Annotated in this window: 23 protein-coding genes; 15 read left to right on the top strand and 8 right to left on the bottom strand. The window is 71.3% G+C overall.

What is annotated here, in order from left to right; genetic code table 11:
• Positions 1-181 precede the first annotated feature (181 nt).
• The 5 genes from AB0K07_RS15565 to AB0K07_RS15585 all read left to right on the top strand — a co-directional run bounded on the left by AB0K07_RS15565 (position 182) and on the right by AB0K07_RS15585 (position 5,787).
• Positions 182-1,813, top strand: coding sequence for a beta-N-acetylhexosaminidase (locus tag AB0K07_RS15565; RefSeq protein ID WP_363755491.1), 1,632 nt, complete (start codon positions 182-184; stop codon positions 1,811-1,813).
• Between the two features lie 98 nt (positions 1,814-1,911).
• Positions 1,912-2,361, top strand: coding sequence for a helix-turn-helix transcriptional regulator (locus tag AB0K07_RS15570; protein ID WP_363755493.1), 450 nt, complete (start codon positions 1,912-1,914; stop codon positions 2,359-2,361).
• Between the two features lie 5 nt (positions 2,362-2,366).
• Complete coding sequence (locus AB0K07_RS15575) at positions 2,367-2,777, top strand: VOC family protein (RefSeq protein WP_363755495.1); 411 nt, start codon at positions 2,367-2,369, stop codon at positions 2,775-2,777.
• Positions 2,778-2,911: 134 nt separating this feature from the next.
• Positions 2,912-3,286 carry a pyridoxamine 5'-phosphate oxidase family protein gene (locus AB0K07_RS15580; protein WP_363755497.1) on the top strand — a complete coding sequence of 125 codons (375 nt, stop codon included), beginning with the start codon at positions 2,912-2,914 and terminating at the stop codon, positions 3,284-3,286.
• A 107-nt stretch (positions 3,287-3,393) separates the two neighbouring features.
• Positions 3,394-5,787, top strand: coding sequence for an excinuclease ABC subunit UvrA (locus tag AB0K07_RS15585; protein ID WP_363755499.1), 2,394 nt, complete (start codon positions 3,394-3,396; stop codon positions 5,785-5,787).
• A 96-nt stretch (positions 5,788-5,883) separates the two neighbouring features.
• On the opposite strand, the gene AB0K07_RS15590 is transcribed toward AB0K07_RS15585, so the two are convergent.
• A complete protein-coding gene (locus AB0K07_RS15590; protein WP_363755501.1) occupies positions 5,884-6,717 on the bottom strand; it encodes a hypothetical protein in 834 nt (277 codons plus the stop codon).
• Between the two features lie 420 nt (positions 6,718-7,137).
• Here AB0K07_RS15590 and AB0K07_RS15595 point away from each other — a divergent pair, with 420 nt between their 5' ends.
• The 6 genes from AB0K07_RS15595 to AB0K07_RS15620 are packed head-to-tail and all read left to right on the top strand — an operon-like array spanning position 7,138 to position 9,869.
• Complete coding sequence (locus AB0K07_RS15595; protein WP_363755503.1) at positions 7,138-7,410, top strand: hypothetical protein; 273 nt, start codon at positions 7,138-7,140, stop codon at positions 7,408-7,410.
• Positions 7,407-7,730: a hypothetical protein gene (locus AB0K07_RS15600; RefSeq protein WP_354967884.1), complete on the top strand. Its 324-nt coding sequence runs from the start codon at positions 7,407-7,409 to the stop codon at positions 7,728-7,730. Before AB0K07_RS15595 ends, AB0K07_RS15600 begins: the two co-directional genes overlap by 4 nt.
• A gap of 4 nt (positions 7,731-7,734) precedes the next feature.
• On the top strand, positions 7,735-8,229 hold the full coding sequence (locus AB0K07_RS15605; RefSeq protein WP_363755505.1) for a hypothetical protein: 495 nt from the start codon (positions 7,735-7,737) through the stop codon (positions 8,227-8,229).
• The gene (locus AB0K07_RS15610; RefSeq protein WP_363755507.1) at positions 8,222-8,797 is read left to right on the top strand and encodes an endonuclease; all 576 of its coding nucleotides are present in this window, start codon (positions 8,222-8,224) and stop codon (positions 8,795-8,797) included. Before AB0K07_RS15605 ends, AB0K07_RS15610 begins: the two co-directional genes overlap by 8 nt.
• Complete coding sequence (locus tag AB0K07_RS15615; RefSeq protein ID WP_363755509.1) at positions 8,794-9,333, top strand: hypothetical protein; 540 nt, start codon at positions 8,794-8,796, stop codon at positions 9,331-9,333. The genes AB0K07_RS15610 and AB0K07_RS15615 overlap by 4 nt, the downstream gene beginning before the upstream one ends.
• Positions 9,330-9,869, top strand: coding sequence for an SUKH-4 family immunity protein (locus AB0K07_RS15620; protein ID WP_363755511.1), 540 nt, complete (start codon positions 9,330-9,332; stop codon positions 9,867-9,869). The genes AB0K07_RS15615 and AB0K07_RS15620 overlap by 4 nt, the downstream gene beginning before the upstream one ends.
• A gap of 138 nt (positions 9,870-10,007) precedes the next feature.
• Here the strand turns inward: AB0K07_RS15620 and AB0K07_RS15625 are convergent, their stop codons facing one another.
• Positions 10,008-10,556 carry an AAA family ATPase gene (locus tag AB0K07_RS15625; RefSeq protein ID WP_363755513.1) on the bottom strand — a complete coding sequence of 183 codons (549 nt, stop codon included), beginning with the start codon at positions 10,554-10,556 and terminating at the stop codon, positions 10,008-10,010.
• Between the two features lie 54 nt (positions 10,557-10,610).
• Here AB0K07_RS15625 and AB0K07_RS15630 point away from each other — a divergent pair, with 54 nt between their 5' ends.
• A complete protein-coding gene (locus tag AB0K07_RS15630) occupies positions 10,611-11,615 on the top strand; it encodes a tyrosine-type recombinase/integrase (protein ID WP_363755515.1) in 1,005 nt (334 codons plus the stop codon).
• 6 nt (positions 11,616-11,621) lie between these two features.
• Here the strand turns inward: AB0K07_RS15630 and AB0K07_RS15635 are convergent, their stop codons facing one another.
• The 3 genes from AB0K07_RS15635 to AB0K07_RS15645 form a co-directional block, all read right to left on the bottom strand.
• Positions 11,622-12,251, bottom strand: a complete 630-nt coding sequence (locus AB0K07_RS15635) for a fasciclin domain-containing protein (RefSeq protein WP_363755517.1) — start codon at positions 12,249-12,251, stop codon at positions 11,622-11,624.
• 88 nt (positions 12,252-12,339) lie between these two features.
• On the bottom strand, positions 12,340-14,418 hold the full coding sequence (locus AB0K07_RS15640; RefSeq protein WP_363755519.1) for a M14 family zinc carboxypeptidase: 2,079 nt from the start codon (positions 14,416-14,418) through the stop codon (positions 12,340-12,342).
• Between the two features lie 283 nt (positions 14,419-14,701).
• Positions 14,702-15,481 (bottom strand): endonuclease/exonuclease/phosphatase family protein, encoded by a 780-nt coding sequence (locus AB0K07_RS15645; RefSeq protein ID WP_363755521.1) that lies wholly within the window; start codon positions 15,479-15,481, stop codon positions 14,702-14,704.
• Between the two features lie 195 nt (positions 15,482-15,676).
• On the opposite strand from AB0K07_RS15645, the gene AB0K07_RS15650 reads away from it, so the two are divergent.
• Complete coding sequence (locus tag AB0K07_RS15650; protein WP_363755523.1) at positions 15,677-16,450, top strand: TSUP family transporter; 774 nt, start codon at positions 15,677-15,679, stop codon at positions 16,448-16,450.
• 10 nt (positions 16,451-16,460) lie between these two features.
• A complete protein-coding gene (locus AB0K07_RS15655) occupies positions 16,461-17,231 on the top strand; it encodes a GNAT family N-acetyltransferase (protein WP_363755525.1) in 771 nt (256 codons plus the stop codon).
• Positions 17,232-17,235: 4 nt separating this feature from the next.
• Here AB0K07_RS15655 and def read toward each other — a convergent pair whose 3' ends face one another.
• Positions 17,236-17,745, bottom strand: coding sequence for a peptide deformylase (gene def / locus AB0K07_RS15660; protein ID WP_363755527.1), 510 nt, complete (start codon positions 17,743-17,745; stop codon positions 17,236-17,238).
• A 31-nt stretch (positions 17,746-17,776) separates the two neighbouring features.
• Positions 17,777-18,997, bottom strand: a complete 1,221-nt coding sequence (locus AB0K07_RS15665) for a chorismate-binding protein (protein WP_363755612.1) — start codon at positions 18,995-18,997, stop codon at positions 17,777-17,779.
• Between the two features lie 96 nt (positions 18,998-19,093).
• On the opposite strand from AB0K07_RS15665, the gene AB0K07_RS15670 reads away from it, so the two are divergent.
• A complete protein-coding gene (locus tag AB0K07_RS15670) occupies positions 19,094-19,294 on the top strand; it encodes a DUF5999 family protein (RefSeq protein WP_074310192.1) in 201 nt (66 codons plus the stop codon).
• 124 nt (positions 19,295-19,418) lie between these two features.
• Here the strand turns inward: AB0K07_RS15670 and gcvP are convergent, their stop codons facing one another.
• A complete protein-coding gene (gene gcvP / locus AB0K07_RS15675) occupies positions 19,419-22,241 on the bottom strand; it encodes an aminomethyl-transferring glycine dehydrogenase (protein WP_363755530.1) in 2,823 nt (940 codons plus the stop codon).
• Positions 22,242-22,264 lie beyond the last annotated feature (23 nt).

Consider the following 22,264-nt stretch of genomic DNA (forward strand, 5'->3'; position numbering starts at 1 on the left):
CATCCGATCGAGTGAACCTGATCTTCCACCCGGGGAACCCTTCGGCCCACCCCGGAATTCCCCGCCGGGTGACCCGGGTGAGCACAGCGACAGAGCCGCGCCGGGGACGGCATCACCCGGCTCGAACGATAAGGAAGGTTTACAGTCCAGGTGCGGCAGGGGTAGCGTGCGGGTTTGATCGATGACCACCGATCACGACGAAGGCCTGGAGGTATCCGTGCGTCGCCGACCCACCATGACGCGGCTGCTGGTCATAGCCGCACTCGGACTGCCGATCACCCTTCCCGCCGCCCCGGCCGTCGCCGCGCCGACCGCCCCGGCCCGCCACCTCGACGACGTGGTCCCCGCGCCCGTCGACACCCGCCCCGACGCCCGGGGCACGTTCCGGCTCGGCCCCGCGACCGTCATCCGCACCTCGCCCGGCTCCGCCGCCGCCTGGCAGGTCGGCCGGCAACTCGCCGACACACTGCGCCCCGCGACCGGCTACCCCCTGCCCGTGCTGCCCGTACGCTCCACCCCGCTGCCCGAGATCGCCCTGGTCATCGGGGGAGCCGACGCGCGGGTCGGCCAGGAGGGCTACCAGCTCGACGTCACCCGCCACGGCGTGACGATCCGCGCCAACACCCCCGCCGGGCTGTTCGCCGGCACGCAGACACTGCGCCAACTGCTCCCCGCCCAGATCGAGGCGACCACCCGACAGCGGGTCACCTGGACCGTGCCCGGCGGACGAATCGTCGACCACCCCCGCTTCGCGTACCGCGGGGCGATGCTCGACCTGGCACGGCACTTCCACACCGTCGACGAGATCACGGCGTACGTGGACCTGATCAGCCAGTACAAAATCAACTACCTGCACCTGCACCTGACCGACGACCAGGGCTGGCGGATCCAGATCGACTCCTGGCCCCGCCTCACCGCAGTCGGCGGCGGCCCGGGCACCGGAGTCGACGGCGTCGGGCCCGGCTACCTCACCAAGGCCGACTACAAAGCCGTCGTCGCCTACGCCGCCGCCCGACACATCACCATCGTCCCCGAGATCGACATGCCCGGGCACACCAACGCCGCCCAGTCGACCTACCCCGAGCTCAACTGCGACGGCGTCGCACCGCCCCCGCGTACCGACATCGCCGTCGGCTACAGCTCGCTGTGCATCGGCGACGAGCTGACCTACCGGTTCGTCGAGGACGTCATCCGCGAACTCGCCGCCATCACCCCCGGCCCGTACCTGCACATCGGCGGCGACGAGGCCCACGCCACCACCGACGAGGAATACCGCACCTTCATGGAACGGGTCCTGCCGCTGGTCACGAAGTACGGCAAGCGCGCCTCCGGCTGGAACGAGGTCGTGCAGGTCGACCCGCCGACCGACGTCGTGGCGCAGTTCTGGGGCACCGGCACCACCAACGCCGACCTGGCCGAGGCCGCCGCCCGGGGCAACAAAGTGATCATGTCACCGGCCAACAAGGCATACCTGGACATGAAGTACGACGCCAACACCCGCCTGGGGCTGCGCTGGGCCGGCCTCATCGAGGTGTCCGACGCGTACGGCTGGGACCCGGCCACCCGGGTGACCGGCGTCGGCGAGAACGCGATCCTCGGCGTCGAGGCGCCGCTGTGGTCCGAGACACTGCGCAGCCTCGACGACATCGAGTACATGGCCTTCCCACGCCTGCCCGCGATCGCCGAACTCGGCTGGTCGACGGCGGCCAGCCACGACTGGGAGTCGTTCCGGACCAGACTGGGGGAGCAGGCACCCCGGTGGCGCCTCCAAGGGGTCGACTTCTACCCGTCCCCGCAGGTGCCCTGGCTCTGACCGGACGAGCGTGGTGGGTCCGGGCCGTGTGGGGCCCGGACCCACCACGCCGGCCGTTCTGCTGGGCGACGCCGCCACGACATGGCACCATCTCGTACGTGACCAGCAGATCCGACGAGACGGAGCACCTGCGCGACCTCGCCCGCCTGCGCCGCGTCCGCGACCGGATCGACCGGGAGTACGCCCAGCCGCTGGACGTCGAGGCGCTCGCCCGCGGCGTCAACCTGTCCGCCGGGCACCTCAGCCGCCAGTTCCGAGCCGCCTACGGCGAGTCGCCGTACGCCTATCTCATGACCCGGCGCATCGAACGCGCCATGGCCCTGCTGCGCCGTGGCGACCTCAGCGTCACCGACGTCTGTTTCACCGTCGGCTGCTCGTCGCTGGGCACCTTCAGCACCCGCTTCACCGAACTCGTCGGCGTACCGCCCAGCGTCTACCGGGCCCGGGCGGCGCGCGCGACCGTAGGGCTGCCGGCGTGCGTCGCCAAGCAGGTCACCCGACCGATCAGGAATCGAGAAGCGCGGGCCACCGAGCCGCAACTAGCGTGACCGGCATGGACATCACCATTCACTCGAGCTTCCTTCCGCACACCGACCCGGACGCCTCCCTGGCCTTCTACCGCGACACCCTCGGCTTCGAGATCCGCAACGATGTCGGGTACGGGGGCATGCGCTGGATCACCGTCGGCCCCGCCAACCAGCCCGACACGGCCATCGTCCTGCACCCGCCGACCGCCAACCCCGGCATCACCGACGACGAGCGCCGCACCATCCTCGAACTGATGGCCAAGGGCAGCTACTTCGGCGTCAACCTCGCCACCGCCGACCTCGACGCCACCTTCGCCAAGCTGGAGGGCAGCGGCGCCGAAGTCGTCCAGGAGCCGACCGAGCAGCCGTACGGCATCCGCGACTGCGCCTTCCGCGACCCCGCCGGCAACCTGCTCCGCATCCAGGAACTGCGCTGAGCCGTCCAACGACCCCAGCCATTACCCACACCGACACCACCGCCGTCGAGCTGCCCCGAGGCGCCGGCCCCCGCCCACCCGCCCAGCGTCGTCGTGACACCGAGCACCGGCTCACCCACGACATCGACGTCTGGGTGGCCAGCGCCTCGACCGACGGCACCCCCCACCTGGTGCCGCTCTCCTTCCACTGGGACGGCGAGACCCTGCTCCTGGCCACGGCGGCGGACACCCCGACCGGCCGGAACCTCGCCGCCACCCGGACCGCCCGGCTGGCCCTGGGCCACACGCGCGACGTGTCGATCATCGAGGGCGACATCGAGGTCCTCGAGATCGACGCGCTGCCGCGGGAGCGACGTGACCGCTTCGCCGCGCACACCGGCTTCGACCCGGGGGCGCTGACCACGGCGTACCGCTGGTTCCGTGTCTCCCCACGCCGCATCCAGGCGTGGCGCGAGGTGAACGAGATGCCCGGCCGCGACCTGATGCGTGACGGCCGCTGGATGGTCTGACCCTCCGGATACCGTGGTTGCCGCACCTCGCGAAGCTGACCAGGATCGCGCCAGGCGACGCCGACGGAGACCGCGACAGCGGCCCCCGCCCGACAGATGGAGACACGATGAGCAAGGCCACGAGGACGGACACGCAGTCGCCTGCCCCGCACATCGCCGACAGCCACGACCTGATCCGCGTCCACGGCGCGCGCGTGAACAACCTCAAGGACGTCAGCATCGAGATCCCGAAGCGTCGGCTGACCGTGTTCACCGGCGTCTCCGGCTCCGGCAAGAGCTCCCTGGTGTTCAGCACGATCGCCGCCGAGTCGCAGCGCATGATCAACGAGACGTACAGCGCCTTCCTCCAGGGCTTCATGCCGACGCTGGCGCGACCCGAGGTCGACGTCCTCGACGGCCTGACCACCGCCATCATCGTCGACCAGCAGCGGATGGGCGGCGACGTCCGCTCCACCGTCGGCACCGCCACCGACGCCAACGCCATGCTGCGCATCCTCTTCAGCCGGCTCGGCAAGCCGCACATCGGCTCACCCCAGGCCTTTTCCTTCAACGTGGCCTCCATCAGCGGGGCGGGCGCGGTCACCCTGGAACGCGCCGGAAAGACCGTCAAGGAACGCCGCAGCTTCACCATCACCGGCGGCATGTGTCCACGCTGCGAAGGCCGCGGCTCGGTCTCCGACATCGACCTCACCCAGCTCTACGACGACTCCAAGTCCCTCGCCGAGGGCGCCTTCACCATCCCCGGCTGGAAGTCCGACAGCTTCTGGACCGTCCGGGTCTACGCCGAGTCGGGCTTCGTCGACCCCGACAAGCCGATCCGCAACTACACCAAGAAGGAACTCCAGGACTTCCTCTACAAGGAACCGGTCAAGGTCAAGGTCGACGGCGTCAACCTCACCTACGAAGGCCTGATCCCCAAGATCCAGAAGTCGTTCCTGTCCAAGGACAAGGAATCGCTGCAACCGCACATCCGTGCCTTCGTCGAACGGGCCGTCACCTTCACCACCTGCCCCGAATGCGACGGCACCCGCCTCAGCGAGGCCGCCCGCTCGTCGACGATCGACGGCATCAACATCGCCGACGCCTGCGCCATGCAGATCAGCGACCTCGCCGAATGGGTCGGCAGCCTCAACGAGCCGTCCGTGGCGCCACTGCTCGGCGCCCTGCGGCACACCCTCGACTCGTTCGTGGAGATCGGGCTGGGCTACCTCTCGCTCGACCGGCCCTCCGGCACCCTGTCCGGCGGCGAGGCACAGCGCACCAAGATGATCCGCCACCTCGGCTCCTCGCTCACCGACGTCACCTACGTCTTCGACGAGCCCACCATCGGCCTGCACCCCCACGACATCCAGCGAATGAACAACCTGCTGCTGCGGCTCCGCGACAAGGGCAACACCGTCCTCGTCGTGGAACACAAGCCGGAAGCCATCGCCATCGCCGACCACGTCGTCGACCTCGGCCCCGGCGCCGGCACGGCGGGCGGCACCGTCTGCTTCGAGGGCACCGTCGAAGGGCTACGCGCCAGCGACACCGTCACCGGCCGCCACCTCGACGACCGGGTCTCCCTCAAGGACACCGTACGCAAGCCCACCGGCACACTGCAGATCCGCGGCGCCACCGCCCACAACCTGCAGAACGTCGACGTCGACATCCCGCTCGGCGTGCTCTGCGTGGTCACCGGCGTGGCAGGCTCCGGCAAGAGCTCCCTCGTGCACGGCTCGATCCCCGCAGGCGAGGGCGTGGTGTCGGTCGACCAGAGCCCGATCCGCGGCTCACGACGCAGCAACCCCGCCACCTACACCGGCCTGCTCGACCCGATCCGCAAAGCGTTCGCCAAGGCCAACGGCGTGAAACCGGCCCTGTTCAGCGCCAACTCCGAGGGCGCCTGCCCCACCTGCAACGGCGCCGGCGTCATCTACACCGACCTGGCGATGATGGCCGGCGTCGCCACCACCTGCGAGGAGTGCGAGGGCAAGCGGTTCCAGGCGTCGGTGCTGGAATACCGCCTCGGCGGCCGCGACATCAGCGAGGTGCTCGCCATGTCGGTGACCGAGGCCGAAGCGTTCTTCGACTCCGGCGAGGCGCGCACGCCCGCCGCGCACGCCATCCTCGTACGGCTCGCCGACGTCGGGCTCGGCTACCTCCGCCTCGGCCAGCCGCTCACCACGCTGTCCGGCGGCGAGCGGCAGCGACTCAAGCTCGCCACCCACATGGCCGAGAAGGGCGGCGTCTACGTCCTCGACGAGCCGACCACCGGCCTGCACCTCGCCGACGTCGAGCACCTGCTCGGCCTGCTCGACCGTCTCGTCGACTCCGGCAAGTCCGTCATCGTCGTCGAACACCACCAGGCGGTCATGGCGCACGCGGACTGGATCATCGACCTCGGCCCCGGCGCCGGCCACGACGGCGGCCGGATCGTCTTCGAGGGCACCCCCGCCGACCTCGTCGCCGCCAGCTCCACCCTCACCGGCCAGCACCTCGCCGCCTACGTCGGCGCCTGACCGAGCCTGTCCCATCCCTGGGGCCTGCCCGGCCCCAGGAACGGCAGTGCCCGGCCGGTGAGTCTCCTCGCCGGCCGGGCCACATTCCAGCTCCGGTCAGCTGCCGGTGCCCAGGCCCTTGAGACCCTCCAGGATCTCGGCGAAGTCGGCGGTCTCCGCCGGCGGCGGCGTCTCGATGGTCACCGCCTTGCCGTAGTCGGTGTAGTCGACCGTCATGTCGCCCATCGTGCCCATGCCCATGCTCGCGCGGCGCGGCCGGTACTGCTCGTCGACCCAGAGGTCGACCTTGATCTCCTTGACGCCCTGCTTGGCGTACTGCTTCTCGACGCCCTCCCGCAGCTTGGCGTCGACCTGCCCGAGGTAGGTCGCGACAGGGGCGGTGACGGTGTAGTGGACGGTACGCGCCCCGTTCACCGTCTCCTCGCCGACGACCGTCACACCCTCCGTCGCGAGCAGCGTCTTGACCTGCTTGGTCGGGTCGACGTCCTCGAACTGCTTGGAGATGTCCATCCCCACCTGCTCGCCCACGGCGGCCAGGTCCATCTTCATCCAGCGCTTCCCGCCCGTGTTCTCGCGGTCTTCCGCCGGAATCTCGACGTACATCACGGCACCGATCATCCGGACCGTGGTCGGAGTGCCGTCCGGGCCCGCCGTCGTCATCTCGGCCTTGAGCGGGTCACCCAGGTCCAGGACACCCTGCATCGAAATCTTCTGGCCGCCCGCCGTGCCCTTCATCGTCACGGTCATCGACTCGGACTTGTCGGTGGCGTCGATCGTCTTCTGCAACGACCCCTTGAGATCACTCGCGAGCAGCTCCAGCACGCTGGGCTGCTTCGGCGCCTCGGAGCCGGACTTCGCACCGCACGCGGAGACGGCGAACGCCGTGAGCGCTGAGACCGCGACAACCGCGGTCTTCTTCCACAGTGACACTGACAACTTCTTTCCCCCGTAGGATTCTCGGGATTCCCCAGATAGACCGCGATACGTTATCCCACGCGGCCGACCCCTGGGTGACACGTCCTCGCCGGCTGTGAACGCCCCTCACCATCGAATCGTGGGGGAGGAGCCGACCATGAGATGCCGGAGTAGCCGGTAACGGGCTTCGCCGTATTTGCGGCTTGCCTTTGGAGCAGAGGGGGAGCAGGGGACGTTGGGCCCACTGTCTCCTGCTTCCGAACACCGGCGCTGCCTGGGGCGCTGAGACAACTGGCCCGGCTGTGCCCAGTCGCGGCGCGGGGCTGCCGCCAGCGTGGGCAGACCCGCCAGAGGCGTAGGCGACTTCTGTCTCGCCTGAGCGGGCATCGACAAAGGACGACCCGGTTGTATTCTCCGGTCAAACGGGGAGGACGCATGTCAATGAATCAATCGGCGGGCGGAGAGTTCGCCCGCATGCTGGACACGACGGTCGGTGCGCTGCGGGTTACCAGTCCTGAGCCGGAGGATGAGGAGACCGCGCGCCGCCGGCGGACCGGCGAATCGGCGAACGGGCTGGTGCAGGCCGAGTTCGGCCCGAACGGCCGGTTGACGGCGCTGAGCCTGGACCCGCGGCTGACGCGGCTGGGCGCGTTCGTGCAGGCGCTCACCGACGCGCAGACGCGGATGGCGCGGGGAGGCTCGCGGTGAGCGGCTTCGAGGTCGATCCGGCGTTGCTGCGGTCCGGCGGGGACGCCGTGATCGGCGTCGCCCAGGGGTTCATTGGTGAGCTGGAGAGTTTCGAGTCGCAGATGCAGGGGTTCGGCGAGCCGTGGGGCGCTGACGACATCGGGTCGTTGATCGGCGTCGCGTACACCGCGGTCGCGGCCTGGGTGCTCGACTGCATCGGCGAGGCGGCCGAGGAGATTGGATCGGCGGGCAGTGACCTGACGCTGATGGCCGACAACTACGAGGCCGCCGAGCAGGACACGGCCGGCATGATCCAGGCCCTCCACGGACAGTTGGGTTGACGGCATGGGACTCCAGTTGCCGGGTGAGCTGATCACCGCGTTGGGTTGGATCGGGTACACATGGCCCGAGGCCGACGAGGAGAAGCTCTTCGAGATGGGCCAGGCTTGGATCGGGTTCGGCAGCACCGTCGCAACCACCGCGGGCCAAGCGGGGTCGGCCGCGACCGCAGTCTGGTCGCAGCACAGCGGCGAGTCGTTGCAGGCGTTCCAGAGGTGGTGGACGGACGCCGAGAGCGGGCCGGGCACGCTGCCGGACTACGCCCAGGCGGCGATGCTGGTGGGCACTGGTCTGATCATCTGTGCGGCGATTGTGCTGGCCCTGAAGATCCAGGTGATCGTGCAGCTCGCGATTCTGGCGTTCCAGGTGGCGCAGGCCATCGCGACCGCGGTCGCCACCTTCGGTGCGTCACTCGCCGAGATCCCGATCTTCCAGATGATCACGCGGGAGGTCGTCGGCCTGCTGATCGACCAGGTCCTCTCGGAGCTGATGGATGCCTAGCCCCAAGCCGAAGGGCTCGAAGTCACGCGGCGGCGTGCCGAAGGCGAAGGTCGGCAAGCTGGTCGGCAAGGCGGTCGAGGTCGCCGCCAAGAAGCCGAGGAAGCGGATTCCCGCGCCGCCGGTGACCCGCAACAACGACCTGCCCGAGTTTGTCCTCAAGATCAAGCGCGAGCCGACCTACAAGAAGGGACCCTTCGACCGCAAGGTCAGAGCGCTGCAGAAGCTCAGTGACGAGGGCAAGCTGTTCAAGCAGGCAAACCCCCTCGACAAGGACCCTGAGCTCACCAAGGCGTACCGCGAACGCATCCGGCAAGCGATTTTGGCCAAGTACTGGCCGCCGGGCGGCACAGCCACCGAGGAGGGCAAGGCCATGGCGGAAAAGCTTCTCGCCCGCCTGGACCGGGTCGACGCCGATCATGTCTGGGATCCGCAACTGGGCGGTCCGGACACCGTCGATAATCTGAGGCTTCTGGACTCCCATACGAACCAGGACATGGGCAACAAGATCTGGCAGAAGATCAAGAACCTGCCGGACGGAACGCCGATCCGAATAGAGGTGATTCCTTGAACCCCGACCTGCGGGAACTCATCGTGGAGTTGCGCGCCGATCTGGAGGCAGACCAGCCCGCGACCTTGCTGTGGGCGCAGATCGGCCAGGGCGCATCCGCTGACAAAATCTCCACCGACGTGCCGCAGCCGGTCCGGGACCTGCTGGAGGTCGCCGACGGCGTCCGGGCCGGCGACTTCGAACTGTGGGGCACCGCCGACGTCGACTACCGGCAGGGCATGCTCGGCAGCATGCCTGAGTTCACCGGCGTGGCCGAGGAGCCCGCCGAGTGGTACTACCTGGGTGACCTGGCCCGGGAGCCGCTGCTGCTGCGGCGCGACACCGGGGCGATCTGGTGGTTCCCGCGGACCAGCGGCGACCCCTTCTACGCCCGGGAGGAGTTCGAGGAGCTGATGCCGAACCTCGAGTACTTTCTCGCCGGCTACGTGTTCGGCCCCCTGTACGTCGATGTCGCGTCCGACGACGAGTGGTGGGAGTTCCTCGACGAGCACGGGCTGACCGCCGAAGCCGAGGACGACGAGGAGCCGGACGATTGACCGCCACGTACGAGCAGCTCGTCGGCCTGTGGGGCGCCGACGGCGTGCTGCATTTTCCGGTCGACAGGTTCGATGACGTCCTCGGCCCGATACGGCCGGAGATCTTCCCGCCCAACGGCGCCTTCCCGATGGACGTACCGATCCTGTTCACTGTCGACGTCGCCGTCGAAGGCATGGAGCTGTTCTCGAAGCTGCGCATCGAGATCGGCGACGCCGGGCCGCGCACCTACCTCGTGCTGGGCAGTTCCCCCGAGGACGGCCACCTGCTGTTCTGCCTGGACACGCTGACCGGCAGCGTCGCGCTGCTGGACCTGGAGTCGCCGAACTTCGAGCAGGTCAACGCGACGTTCGCGGCGTTCGTCGAGTTCCTGTACCGCCTCGGGCAGTTGATAAGGAACGACCCGGGCGGGCGGGAGCGCGCGGCCCGCGCCGCCGCGATCCGCGCCGACCTGATGAGGGTGGACCCGTCCGCGTTCAGCGACCCGGAGTCGTGGTGGAGCTTGGCCTTCGGCCAACTGGAGTCCACTGGCCAGTGACGGCGCAGTGATTCGATAATGCACATTATGTAAAGTAGTGGGATTTGAGCGTCCCCCGATCGGGGCAGGCGGCAGGCGGGCCGACCGAGCCGTCAAGCCGTTTCCCGGCCCGGATCTCGCTGGCCGGGTGGGGTCGGGTCAGGGTGCGAGGTGCTTCTGGATCAGTGCGATCCGCTCGTCCACCGGACCGGCCGGCACGTCGATCAGCCGGTGCCCGTACGCCTCGTACACCCGTTCGTGCACCCGCGCGAAGACCAGAGACTCGGCGTAGCCGATCTGACGTGCGGCCGTGCGCGTAACGAAGCCCAGCGGGCGGATCAGGAACACCACCTGTTGGTAGATCCGCTGACGGGTGATCCGTTCCAGCTCCGCCGAGAGGTCGGGTCCGGCCTCTCGGCCGAGGTGGCATGCCAGCGCGAGGGTGCACAGCGGCGACCGGTCGTGGATCTGCAGCACCCCGCGTGCGTCGGCAGCGATTCGGCGCCGGTGCTGGAGTCGGGCGACGGCGTCGACGAATTCGGGTTCCCGCCAGGGTTCGGCACACCCCTGCGCCTGCCGGGCCGCGATGACGTCGGTGGCCGCCTCCCGGACCACGACGTGTCCCTGTCGGCGCAGCGCCTCGACGAGTGTGGTCTTGCCGGCTCCCGGTGCGCCGGTCAGCACGTACCGCCTCCATCCGGTCAGCACGCTCCCCTCTCCTCCCCTTGCTGAAAAACCCGAAAATGCTGCATAATATCCCTTATGCATGACAAAAAGGACGAATCGCTCGGGATGCTGATCGAGGAGTTCCTGACCGCCCGGGCGACCCGCAAGCCCTCTCCCCACACCCTGGCGGCGTACCGGCGGGACCTGCACGCGGTGGCCCACCTGGTCGGCGAGGACGTCACCCCTCCCCTCCCCCTCGACGCGCTGTCGATCACCGATCTCTCCCCCCGCGTGATGCGGGCGGCGTTCGCCCGGTTCGCCGCGCCCCGGGCGCCCGCGTCGGTGCACCGGGCCTGGTCCACCTGGAACAGTTTCTTCACGTTCCTGGTCGCGGACGGGGTGGTGGCCGGCAATCCGATGCCGGCGGTCGGCCGGCCCCGGGCGCTGCTCCCCCAGCCGAAGCCGCTGCGCGGGGCGGACACCCCCGAGCTGCTGCTCGCCTCCGCGGCGCGGGACGACGGCCGGCAGCGCGATCCGTGGCCGGAGCGGGACGTGGCGGTGCTGGCGCTGGCGCTCTGCGCGGGGCTGCGGCTGTCGGAGCTGCTGGCGCTGCGGGTCGGCTCACTGGCTGGTCGGCCGGGTGAGCGGCGGGTCGAGGTGGTGGGCAAGGGTGGGCGGCCCCGGGTGGTGCCGATCGAGGCGGACCTGGACCGGGTGCTGGTGGACTACCTGGACAGTCGGGGCCGACGCTTCGGGTCGCGGTCGCTACGCCCAAACTCGGCGTTGCTGGTGGACCGGCAGGGTGAGCCGCTGCGCCGTGGCGGGCTCCAGTATCTGGTGGAGTCGTGTTACCGGCGGGCGGGGATCGGTGACCGGGTGCCGCGCGGTGCGCGGTTGCACGCGCTGCGGCACACGTTCGCGACCCGGCTGGCCGAGGACGGGGCGAGCGCGGCGGAGATCATGCGGTTGCTGGGGCACGCGTCGTTGGCGTCGTCGCAGACGTACATCGAGGTGACGGCCGCTCAGCAGCGTGACGCGGTGCGGGCGAACCGCACGAACCGCGCGCTGGCCGCCCTGGGGCCGGTCGATCCGGGGCGGTGAGCGCGGTCAGTGGGCCCGCTGGTCGGTGTCGTTGGCGGTGGTGGGCAGTGGCCCGAGTACCGCGTTGATGATGTGGATGCGCGCGTTGGTCGCCTGGTAGTCGGCGCATATCGCGTCGGCCCGGTCGGCGATGCGGGCGGTGGGTCCGGCGCGGGTGAGGGTGACGGTGGCGCCGTCGAGGGTGGTGGCGGTGCCGGCGGCCGCGAGGTCGTCGATGGGGTGGGCTCCGGCGATCAGGTGTGCCTTCAGCAGGGTGCGTAGCTGGTCGGTGTGGCGGGTCATCAGGTCGTCCCAGTTGTCCTCGGAGAACTTGGCGGCGAAGGCGTCGTCGGAGGGCGCGAGGATGGTGACGCCGGTGCCGGTGGGCAGGTCGGCGAGGACGCCGCTGGTGCGTAGGGCCGCCTCGAAGGTGGTGAGGGTGGGGATCCACCGCAGCGCCTGGTCGACGGGCTGGCCGGCGAGGAAGGTCGGGTTTCCGGGGTCGGTGCCGGTGGGCAGGGCGGCGCACAGTGGTCCGGTGACCTGGGGTGCGCTGGCGGCTGGTGGCGTGTCCGTTGTCGAGGCGGTGCAGGCGGTGGCGACCAGCAGCAGGGCGGGCAGCAGCAGGAGGCGGAGGGCGCGGGACGGTTGCGGCACGGCGGTCTCCACGGGTCGGGGTGGGGTGTGCCGGCGGCGCGGGGCGTGGTGCCCGCGCCGCCGGCAGTCCGGCTCGGTCAGGTGACGGTCACAGTGCCGCGCACTGGTTGGTGCGCGGGCCGTGCACGGTGTTGGCGACGCCGAGGTTGATCGGCGCGGGGCTGTTGCCGGTGCAGTTGAGTGGTCCGCGGATGGTGCTGCCGGCCAGCAGTGGCGTGTCGGTGCCGGTGGTGTTGGCGGACAGGTCGACGGGGCCGGTGATCGTCATGTCGATGATGGAGATGGCGTCGGTGGTGGTGGCGATCCGGAGCGGGCCGTTGATGGTGCCGTCGGCGAGGACGACGCCGGCGGCGCCGGCGGCGGTGACCGGGCCGTTGATGGTCGTTCCGGTCGCGACGAGCGCGGCGCCCGCCCGGACGGTGACGGGGCCGTTGATGGTGGCGTCGGCGGCGCAGGTGAAGCCGGTGACGACCAGTGGCCCGTTGCGTCGGCCGGTGAGGGTCGGGTAGACGCGTTCGCCGTCGGTCAGCTTCTCCACGCCCTTGGTGTCGAGCAGGAGTGGGATGAGGCCGCGTTCTGGCTGGTTGAGGGGGATGTAGTGGCCGTCGCCGGTGGTGATGACCTTCCAGCCGTGCGCGGCGATGCGCTGGGCGACGGTGGTGCCGACGCCGCCGGGTCCGTCGGTGCGGGCGCCGTTGTACTGCTCGTCGGTGAGCTTGTAGGCGCACGGGGCGTTGTCGAGGATGAGGTCGGCCGGGGGCGCGTCGAGCGGGGGCGGGCTGTCGCCGGGGTGCGGCGCGGGGTGGGCGGGGATCGGTCGGGAGCCGCGGAAGACGAGGCGGCCGGTGTTGGCGGCCTGGGTTTCGATGGCTTGCGCGCGGGCGGTGAGGATGTCGCCGCGGTCGGCGCGGTGGTAGTCGAGGAACTGGTGGAACGTCCACAGGGCGGAGAAGGTCTTGCGGCGCCGGTTGTTGGCGGTGTTGCCCTCGTCGGGTCGGGTCTGCCCGCCGGAGCTGCGCAGTTCGAGCAGGGAGTTGGCGACGTTCTTGAGCCCGAGGGTGTTGCGCAGGATGGTTTCCTCGCTGAGGCCGACGTTGCCGCCGCCTTCGCAGCCGTAGGGGCAGGCCCACCAGCCGGCTTCGGCGCCCTTGGCGTACATGTGGCCTTCGATCATGTCCTGGGACTGGTCGAAGATGGGTTGGGCGACGTTCTGGTGTCGGGGCGGCAGCATCGGCAGGTCACCGGCGCGGGAGTTGCCGAACTCGTGGCCGTCGTAGCCGGCGACGGGTCGGTAGTCGCGGACCATCCTGATGTACGCGGCGGTCTCCGGCTGGCGGATCAGGGAGTAGTCACGGTTGAGGTCCTGGCCGGTGGAGTTGCCGCGGGTGTTGGCGGCCCGGCCGTCGCCGTTGATGGTGGGGACGATCAGGACGGTGGTGTGGCTGAGCAGGTCGGTGATGCGGGGGTCGGTGCTGAAGGCGAGTTGCCGGGCCATGATGAGGCAGGCTTCGCGGTCGCCGGGCTCGTTGCCGTGCACGTTGCAGTTGATGGCCACGGGTGCGGTGGCGGCGACGGCTTCGGGGGTGGCCGGCGGGGTGGGGTGGCCGATGACGAGCATGTTGATGGGTCGGTTCTGGACGGTGCGGCCGAGTTCGACGACGCGGACGCGGTCGCTGAGGGCGTCGATGGCGGCGGTGTAGGCGTACTCGTTGGTGTCGCTGGTGTACTGCGCGGCGTGGGTGGTCTCCCACTGGGTGCGCAGTTGTTCGCCGGGGGTGTCGGGGTTGCCCCAGGGTGTGGTGGTGGTGGCGACGACCGGGTCGGAGTACGGCTGTTCGGTGGTGCCGGTGCGGGCGCGTACCCGCCAGCGGAAGGTGTCGCCGGGGTTGAAGCCGGCGTCGGCGAAGGTGGGTGCCTCCTGGTTGATCTGGCGGTTGGGGCGCCAGACGCCGACGATGGTCGGTGGGCCGGTGGGGGTGTCGTCGGCGTCGACGGCGGTGCGTTCGATCTGGTAGTCCGTGGCGCCGTCGACGGGTTGCCAGGCGAGGGTGGCGTATCCGTCGGCCTGGCGGATGGTGAGGTTGGCGACCTGGTTGGGTTCTGCCGCGCTCTGGGCGCTGGCGGGGCTTGGTGCGGTGGTGAGGGTGACGGCGAGCAGTGTGGACACGGCAATGAGGGTGGACCGCTGACGTCTCATGTGGCCTCCGACTGGGTTGATCGTGGCGCGTGTTGCGATCAGCATTCTCGTCGGAGATCGTCGATGCAATGATCTTGAGGGAATCTTGCGGCTGGGGTGGGCCTCTCCCCCGCTGGCGGGCTGCTACCCGGTGATGACGGTGGGCTGGCCGTGCGGCAGCCAGCGGACGCTACCCGTGGAGGAGGACGATCGGGTCCGGCGTGTCGCTCATGGTCAGCTCCGTGGGCGGCGGGGGCGGCGATGGCAGCGGTTCTCAGCCGAGGTCGACCAGCAGGGGCCGGTGGTCGGAGATGGTGGACAGCGGGGCGGTGACGGCGCGCACCGGTGGGAGCTGCGCGAGGGCGTGCCGGTCGGCGAGGATGTGGTCGAGTTGGACGCGGGGTTGCCCGGCGGGGTAGGTGGGGCGGCGGCCCAGTGGGTGCCAGCGGGAGATGAGCCGGGCCGCGCCGGCGGGCAGGTTGAGGTCGCCGAGCAGGACGCGGGGGGCGGGCAGCGCGCGCAGGGCGCGGACGGTCTGCCGTAGTTGGCGGGCGTTCCAGCCGGGGACGAAGGACAGGTGGGTCGCGGCGACGGTGAGCGGGCCGTGCGGGGTGTCCAGGACGGCGGCGAGGACGACGCGGGGTTCGTCGTGCAGCAGGACGAGGCCGCCGCCGGGGCCGGGGACGTAGACCGGGGAGCGTACGGGTGCGGGCTTGAGGCGGGTGACCTGCCAGCTGCGCACGGGGTGTCGGCTGATCAGGCCGATGCCGTAGCAGGGTTCGCCGTGGCCGTCGTCGTCGTGGCGCAGGGGGCGGAACTGTTCGCCGGGGGTGCCGACGACGGCGGCGGCGAAGCGGTGGTGGGGCGCGTCGAGGGCGCGGGCGGCGATGGCGGTGAGGTCGAGGTTGCCGCTGCGGCTCTGGTCGCGGTCGACCTCCTGCAGGGCCAGCACGTCGGCGTCGAGGGCGCGGACGGCGGCGGTGAGCCGGTCGGGGTCGACGAGCCCGTCGGTGAGGGATCGTCCGTGCAGCAGGTTGAAGGTGGCCAGGCGCACTCCTGCACCTTACGTCCCCGTGGCAGGGTTGCCGGGTGGTCAAGCTGCTGCTGTGTTCCGTGCTGGTGTTCGTGGCTCTGGGAGCGTTGGGGGTGTGGTTGCGGCGGGCGCGGGGGCGGTGACGTCCGGGGCGGGGAGTGAGTCTGCCCACTTCGGGGCGGGTCCGGTGGGTTGTGGTGGGGAGAATGGCCGCCCGTGGACGCCGTATCGCTGAGCACGCTCCTGGCCGCCGCGGCCCTGGCCGGCTGGGTCGACGCCGTGGTCGGTGGTGGTGGTCTGCTGCTGTTGCCGGCGTTGCTGGTGGCGGCGCCCGGGTTGCCGGTGGCCACCGCGTTGGGCACGAACAAGCTGGCGGCGATCTTCGGCACGGCCACGGCGGCGGCGACGTACGCGCGGCGTACGAAGGTCGACTGGCGGGTGGCGGGGCCGGCGGCGGGGTTGGCCGTGCTCAGCGCCGGGGTGGGTGCGGCTTTGGCCGGCGCGGTGCCGGCGTCGGCGTACCGGCCGGTGGTCCTGGTGGTGCTGGTGGCGGTGGCGGTGTTCGTGCTGCTGCGCCCCCGGCTGGGGGTGGTGGCGGCGCCGCAGCGGCGGACCCCGGTGCGGGTGGCGGCGGTGATCGCGGTGGCCGGGGTGGGCATCGCCCTGTACGACGGGTTGATCGGTCCGGGCACCGGCACGTTCCTGGTGCTGGCGTTCACCGCGCTGGTGGGTGCGGACTTCGTGCACGGCTCGGCGATGGCGAAGGTCGTCAACGCGGGCACGAATCTGGGTGCGCTCGTGGTGTTCGGGATGACCGGGCACGTGTGGTGGCTGCTGGGTGCGGGGATGGCGGTGTGCAACATCGCGGGCGCGGTGCTCGGGGCGCGGATGGCGTTGCGCCGCGGGTCGGGGTTCGTGCGGGTGGTGCTGCTGGTGGTGGTGGTGGCGTTGGTCGCGAAGCTCGGCCACGACCAGTGGCTGGCGCGGTGAGCGGGCGCTGATGCCGGTACGCGCGGAGCACGACCGGGCTGTCCTGGCCGAGCTACTGGGGCGTGATCCGGTGCTGCACGCCTACCAGTTGGGCGACCTGGACGACTTCTTCTGGCCGTACACCTCGTGGTTCCGGCGGGGTGAGCAGGTGGCGTTGCTGTATCACGGGGTGGACCCGACGACGCTGCTGGCGTTCGCGGCGCCGGCGGACACCGAAGCGGTGGCGGCGTTGCTGGCCGAGGTGGCGCCGGTGCTGCCCGCCCGGCTGTACGCGCACCTGTCCCCCGGGCTGGCCGATGCCCTGGCCGGGTCGTTCCGGCTGGATTGTGGTGGCCGGCACCACCGGATGGCGTTGACGGACCCGGCCCGCCTCGCGCAGGTGGGCTCGGCGGGTGTGGTGCTCGGTGCGGCGGACCTGCCGGCGCTGCGCCGGTTGTACGCGCAGGCGTACCCGCAGAACTGGTTCGACCCGCGGATGCTGGCCACCGGGCAGTACGTGGGGGTGCGCGACGGCGCCGAGCTGCGGGCGGTGGCCGGGGTGCACGTGTGGTCCCCGGCGTACGGGGTGGCGGCGTTGGGCAACGTCACGACCCATCCGCGCTGGCGGGGGCGGGGTCTGGGCGCGGCGGTGGTGGCGGCGCTGTGCGCCCGGCTGCGCGAGAGCGTCGCCCACGTGACGTTGAACGTGAAGGCGGACAACGCGGCGGCGGTGCGGCTCTACGAGCGGGTGGGTTTCACCCGGGTCGCCGACTACGACGAGTGGACGCTGACCGCCCGGTAGTCGGTCAGCGGCGGCGGCTGGGTGAGTCGAACCGGCCGGCGCGGATCTCGCGCAGGGCGCGGCGGCGGATGTCGCCGCGCAGGGTGTCGACGTAGAGCGTGCCGTGCAGGTGGTCGGTCTCGTGTTGCAGGGCGCGGGCGAGGAAGCCGCTGCCGGCGATGGTCAGGGGCTCGCCGTGCTGGTCGACGCCGTGGGCGGTGGCGTGCATGGCCCGCTGGGTCGGGAAGTACAGGCCGGGGATGGACAGGCAGCCCTCCTCGTCGTCCTGACGGTCCTCGGACAGCTCCAGGGTGGGGTTGATGAGGTGGCCGCGGTGCCCGTCGGCGTCGTAGACGAACACCTGGGCGCTGACCCCGATCTGCGGGGCGGCGACGCCGGCGCGGCCGGGCGCGCCGAGCAGGGTGTCCATCAGGTCGGTGACCAGGGCGCGCAGCTCGGCGTCGAAGGTGGTGACGGGCTCGCACGGGGTGCGCAGCACGGGGTCGCCGATGATCCGGATGGGCCGCATGGTCATGCGGGTCAGCGTATCGCCGGTGGTGGGGTGGTCAGCGTCCGGCCAGGGTGGCGCGCACCGGGGCGGTCTTCGCGGCGGCTTCGGCGACCTCGGCGGCGGGGTCGCTGTCCCAGGTGATGCCGCCGCCGGCCCAGGTGTGCAGCCGCTCGCCGTCGGCGGCGGCGGTGCGGATGGTCAGGCCGAGGTCGACGTGGCCGGGGGCGACCCAGCCCAGCGCGCCCATGCTGGCGCCCCGGCCGACGGGTTCGAGGGCGTCGATCTGGGTCAGGGCGGCGAGTTTCGGCGCGCCGGTGACCGAGCCGCCGGGGCAGGTGGCGCGCAGCAGGTCGGCCAGGCCGAGGCCGTCGGCGACGGCGGCGCGGACGGTGGACTCGGCCTGCCACAGGTCGCACCAGCGGCGTACGGCGAACAGCTCGTCGACGCGGACGCTGCCGGTGCGGGCGATGCGGGCCAGGTCGTTGCGTTCCAGGTCGACGATCATGATGTGTTCGGCGCGTTCCTTGGCGCTGGCGAGCAGTTCGGCGCGGCCGGCGGCGGTGGCGGGGCGGGTGCCCTTGATGGGTCTGGTGGTCAGCTGCCCGTCGGTGACCTCGACGAGGGTCTCCGGGGAGGCGCAGCCGATCGCCCAGCCGTCGCCGGTGAGCACGCCGCCGTAGCGGGCGCCGGGCAGCGCGCCGAGTCGGCTCAGGGCGGGCAGCGGGTCGCCGGTGTAGCGGGCGGCGGCGTGGCCGACGAGGTTGGTCTGGTAGACGTCGCCGCGGCCGATGGCGGCGCGGACGGCGTCGACGGCGTCGGCGTGCTGGCGGGGGGTCCAGCTCTCGGTGAACTCACCGAGCCACCAGGGTGCCGGTGGGCCGGGCGGTGTGGCCCGGGTGGGGCCGTGGTCGTAGACGACGACGGCGAGGTCGGGCAGCGCCGGCGCGGGGTCGGGTGCCCCGGCGGGGGCGCCGGCCAGCAGCGCCCCGGCGGCGGCGGACAGGTAGAGCGCGGCGCCGCAGGCGCCGGTGGCGTGGTGCGTGGGTGCGGGCCGGGTCAGGTCGTGCAGCGGCAGGCCGTGCGCGGCGAGGAACTCCTCGGCGAGCGCGGCGGGGTCGCCGCCGTCGGAGCGGCGCCACTGCAGGCGGGCGCGTTCGACGAGGGCGCCCCGGCAACCGGGCGGCGCCGCGGGTGCATCGACCAGCACCTGTGGGAGCGTTTCCACGCCGTATGGCCCAACCTTCCTCATCCGTTCAGTGGATTTCCCGCGAACCAGACCGGCACCTGCTCGATGCTGGACACTTTCGCTTGGTACTGTGCGTCACTGGTCATGTGAACCATGACACAGTGCCCCCACAGTCCGGAGAACCCGATGTGCCAGCACCAACCGACCTGCCCCTCCGCCGAAGCCATCGACCGGGAAGCCGCCCGCGTTCTCGCCTGCTTCCCTGAGCAGGGCTGGAGCCTGCTCTGCAACGGTGTCATCGTGTTCGAGGACACTGGCGAGCTGCTCCCCGACGGCAGCAGCATCGCCCCGCACCGCGGCCCCGCTCGACACGCCCTCGTGGCCTGATCGACCACTCAGCGTCACCGAATCGCCGCCGTCGACCCAGGCTAGTCCCCCGGTACGGGACATCCCCGCCCAGGTCGGCGCGGCTGCCGGGGCGGCCACCACCGCCCGCCCCGGCGTCCCGCCGTCAGTCCTCGAAGGCCTCCGGCGAGGGGCACGAGCAGACCAGGTTCCGGTCGCCGTACGCGCCGTCGATGCGCCGCACCGGCGGCCAGTACTTCCCGGCCCGGTCCACCCCGGCCGGGTACGCGCCCACCGACCGCGGGTACGGGTGCGACCACTCGTCACCGCTGACCATCGCCGCGGTGTGCGGCGCGTTCGCCAGGGGGTTGTCCCCCGCCGGCCACTGCCCCGACGCCACCTGGTCGATCTCCGCGCGGATCGCGATCATCGCGTCGCAGAACCGGTCCAGCTCGGCCAGGTCCTCGCTCTCGGTCGGCTCCACCATCAGTGTCCCGGCCACCGGGAACGACATCGTCGGCGCGTGGAAGCCGTAGTCGATCAGCCGCTTCGCCACGTCGTCCACGCTCACCCCGGTCGCCTTCGTCAGCGGCCGCAGGTCGAGGATGCACTCGTGCGCCACCAGGCCCTTGTTGCCGGCGTACAGCACCGGGAAGTGCCCGCGCAGCCGCGCCGCCACGTAGTTCGCGGCCAGGACCGCCACCCCGGTCGCCCGGGTCAGCCCCTCGGCGCCCATCATCCGCAGGTACGCCCACGGGATCGGCAGGATGCCCGCCGACCCGTACTTCGCCGCGGAGATCGCCGGCGTCGCGTCGGCGTGCGCGCCCAGCGGGTCACCGGGCAGGAACGGCGCCAGGTGCGCCCGCACCGCCACCGGACCCACCCCCGGGCCGCCGCCGCCGTGCGGGATGCAGAACGTCTTGTGCAGGTTCAGGTGCGACACATCCGCGCCGAACTTGCCCGGCTTGGCGAAGCCCACGAGGGCGTTGAGGTTCGCCCCGTCGACGTACACCTGCCCGCCGGCGTCGTGGACCTTCGCGCACAGCGACGCGATGCCCGTCTCGTACACCCCGTGCGTCGACGGGTACGTCACCATGATCGCGGCGAGCGCGTCGCGGTGCTTGTCGATCTTCGCGTCCAGGTCGACCAGGTCGACGTTGCCGTCGTCGTCGCAGGCCACCACGACCACCCGCATGCCGGCCATCACCGCCGACGCCGCGTTGGTGCCGTGCGCCGACGACGGGATCAGGCACACGTCGCGGTGCGCCTCGCCCCGGCTGCGGTGCCACGCCCGGATCGCCAGCAGCCCGGCCAGCTCCCCCTGGGAGCCGGCGTTGGGCTGCACGCTGACCGCGTCGTAGCCGGTCACCTCGGCCAGCCACGACTCCAGCTGACCGATCAGCTCCCGGTACCCGGCGGTCTGGGCGTCCGGCGCGAACGGGTGGATGTGCGCGAACTCCGCCCAGCTGACCGGCTCCATCTCGGTGGTCGCGTTGAGCTTCATCGTGCACGACCCGAGCGGGATCATGCCCCGGTCCAGGGCGTAGTCGAAGTCCGACAGCCGGCGCAGGTAGCGCAGCATCGCCGTCTCCGAGTGGTGGCTGCGGAACACCGGGTGGGTGAGGAAGTCGCTCGTGCGGGTCAACGCCGCCGGCAGAGCCGGGTCGCCATCACCGTCGAAGGCGGGCACACCGAACGCCGCCCACACCGCCTCCAGGTGCGCAACGGTGGTCGTCTCGTCGCAGGACACGCCCACCCGGTCGGCGTCGACCAGCCGCAGGTTCACGCCCCGCTCGGCGGCCGCCGCGACCACCTCGGCGGCCCGGCCCGGCACGCGCGCGGTGACCGTGTCGAAGAACGCGACGTCCGCGACGTCCACGCCACCGGCCCGCAGCCCGGCCGCGAGTCGCGCCGCCATGCCATGAGTACGCGCCGCGATGTCCCGCAGCCCGTCCGGGCCGTGGTAGACGGCGTACATGCCGGCCATCACCGCGAGCAGCACCTGCGCGGTGCAGATGTTGCTGGTCGCCTTCTCCCGCCGGATGTGCTGCTCCCGGGTCTGCAACGCCAGCCGGTAGGCGGGGTTGCCGTCCGCGTCGCGGGACACCCCCACGAGGCGGCCCGGCAGCATCCGCTCCAGGCCCGCGCGCACCGCCAGGTAACCGGCGTGCGGCCCACCGAAGCCCATGGGTACGCCGAAGCGCTGAGTGGTGCCGGCGGCGATGTCCGCGCCGATCTCGCCCGGCGCGCGCAGCAGCGTCAACGACAGCAGGTCCGCCGCGACGGTGACCAGCGCACCGACGGAGTGCGCGGCCTCGACCAGCGCCGCGTGGTCGCGGACCGCGCCGGACGCCCCCGGGTACTGCAGGTGCAGGCCGAAGAACTCACCTGGCAGCTCGTCGCGCTCGACGTCGACGACCCGCACCTCGATGCCGAGCGGCTCCGCCCGGCTGGTGATCACGGCGATGGTCTGCGGCAGCGCGTCGGCGTCGACCACGTACACGCTGCTCCTGCTCTTCGACGCGCGGCGCGCCAGGGTCATCGCCTCCGCCGCGGCGGTGCCCTCGTCGAGCATGGAGGCGTTCGCGGTCGCCAACCCGGTCAGGTCGGTGACCATGGTCTGGAAGTTCAGCAGCGCCTCGAGGCGGCCCTGGCTGATCTCCGGCTGGTACGGCGTGTACGCCGTGTACCAGGCCGGGTCTTCGAGGACGTTGCGGCGGATCACCGCCGGGGTGTGCGTGCCGTGGTAGCCCAGCCCGATCATCGACACGGCGACGGTGTTGCGTGCCGCCAGGGCCCGCAGCTCGGCGATCGTCTCGGCCTCGGTGGCCGGATCCGGCAGGTCGAGGGTGCCGTGCCAGCGGATCACCTCGGGGATCGCGGCGTCCATCAGCTCGTCGATCGAGCCGTGCCCGACGACCTCCAACATCCGGCGCTCGTCGTCCGGGCCGGGACCGATGTGACGGGTGGCGAACTGCTCTGCGGTCATGGGGGGCACTCCCGGGACGAGGT

Origin of the sequence: Micromonospora sp. NPDC049301 (genome assembly GCF_040678715.1) — a bacterium.
GTDB lineage: Bacteria > Actinomycetota > Actinomycetes > Mycobacteriales > Micromonosporaceae > Micromonospora.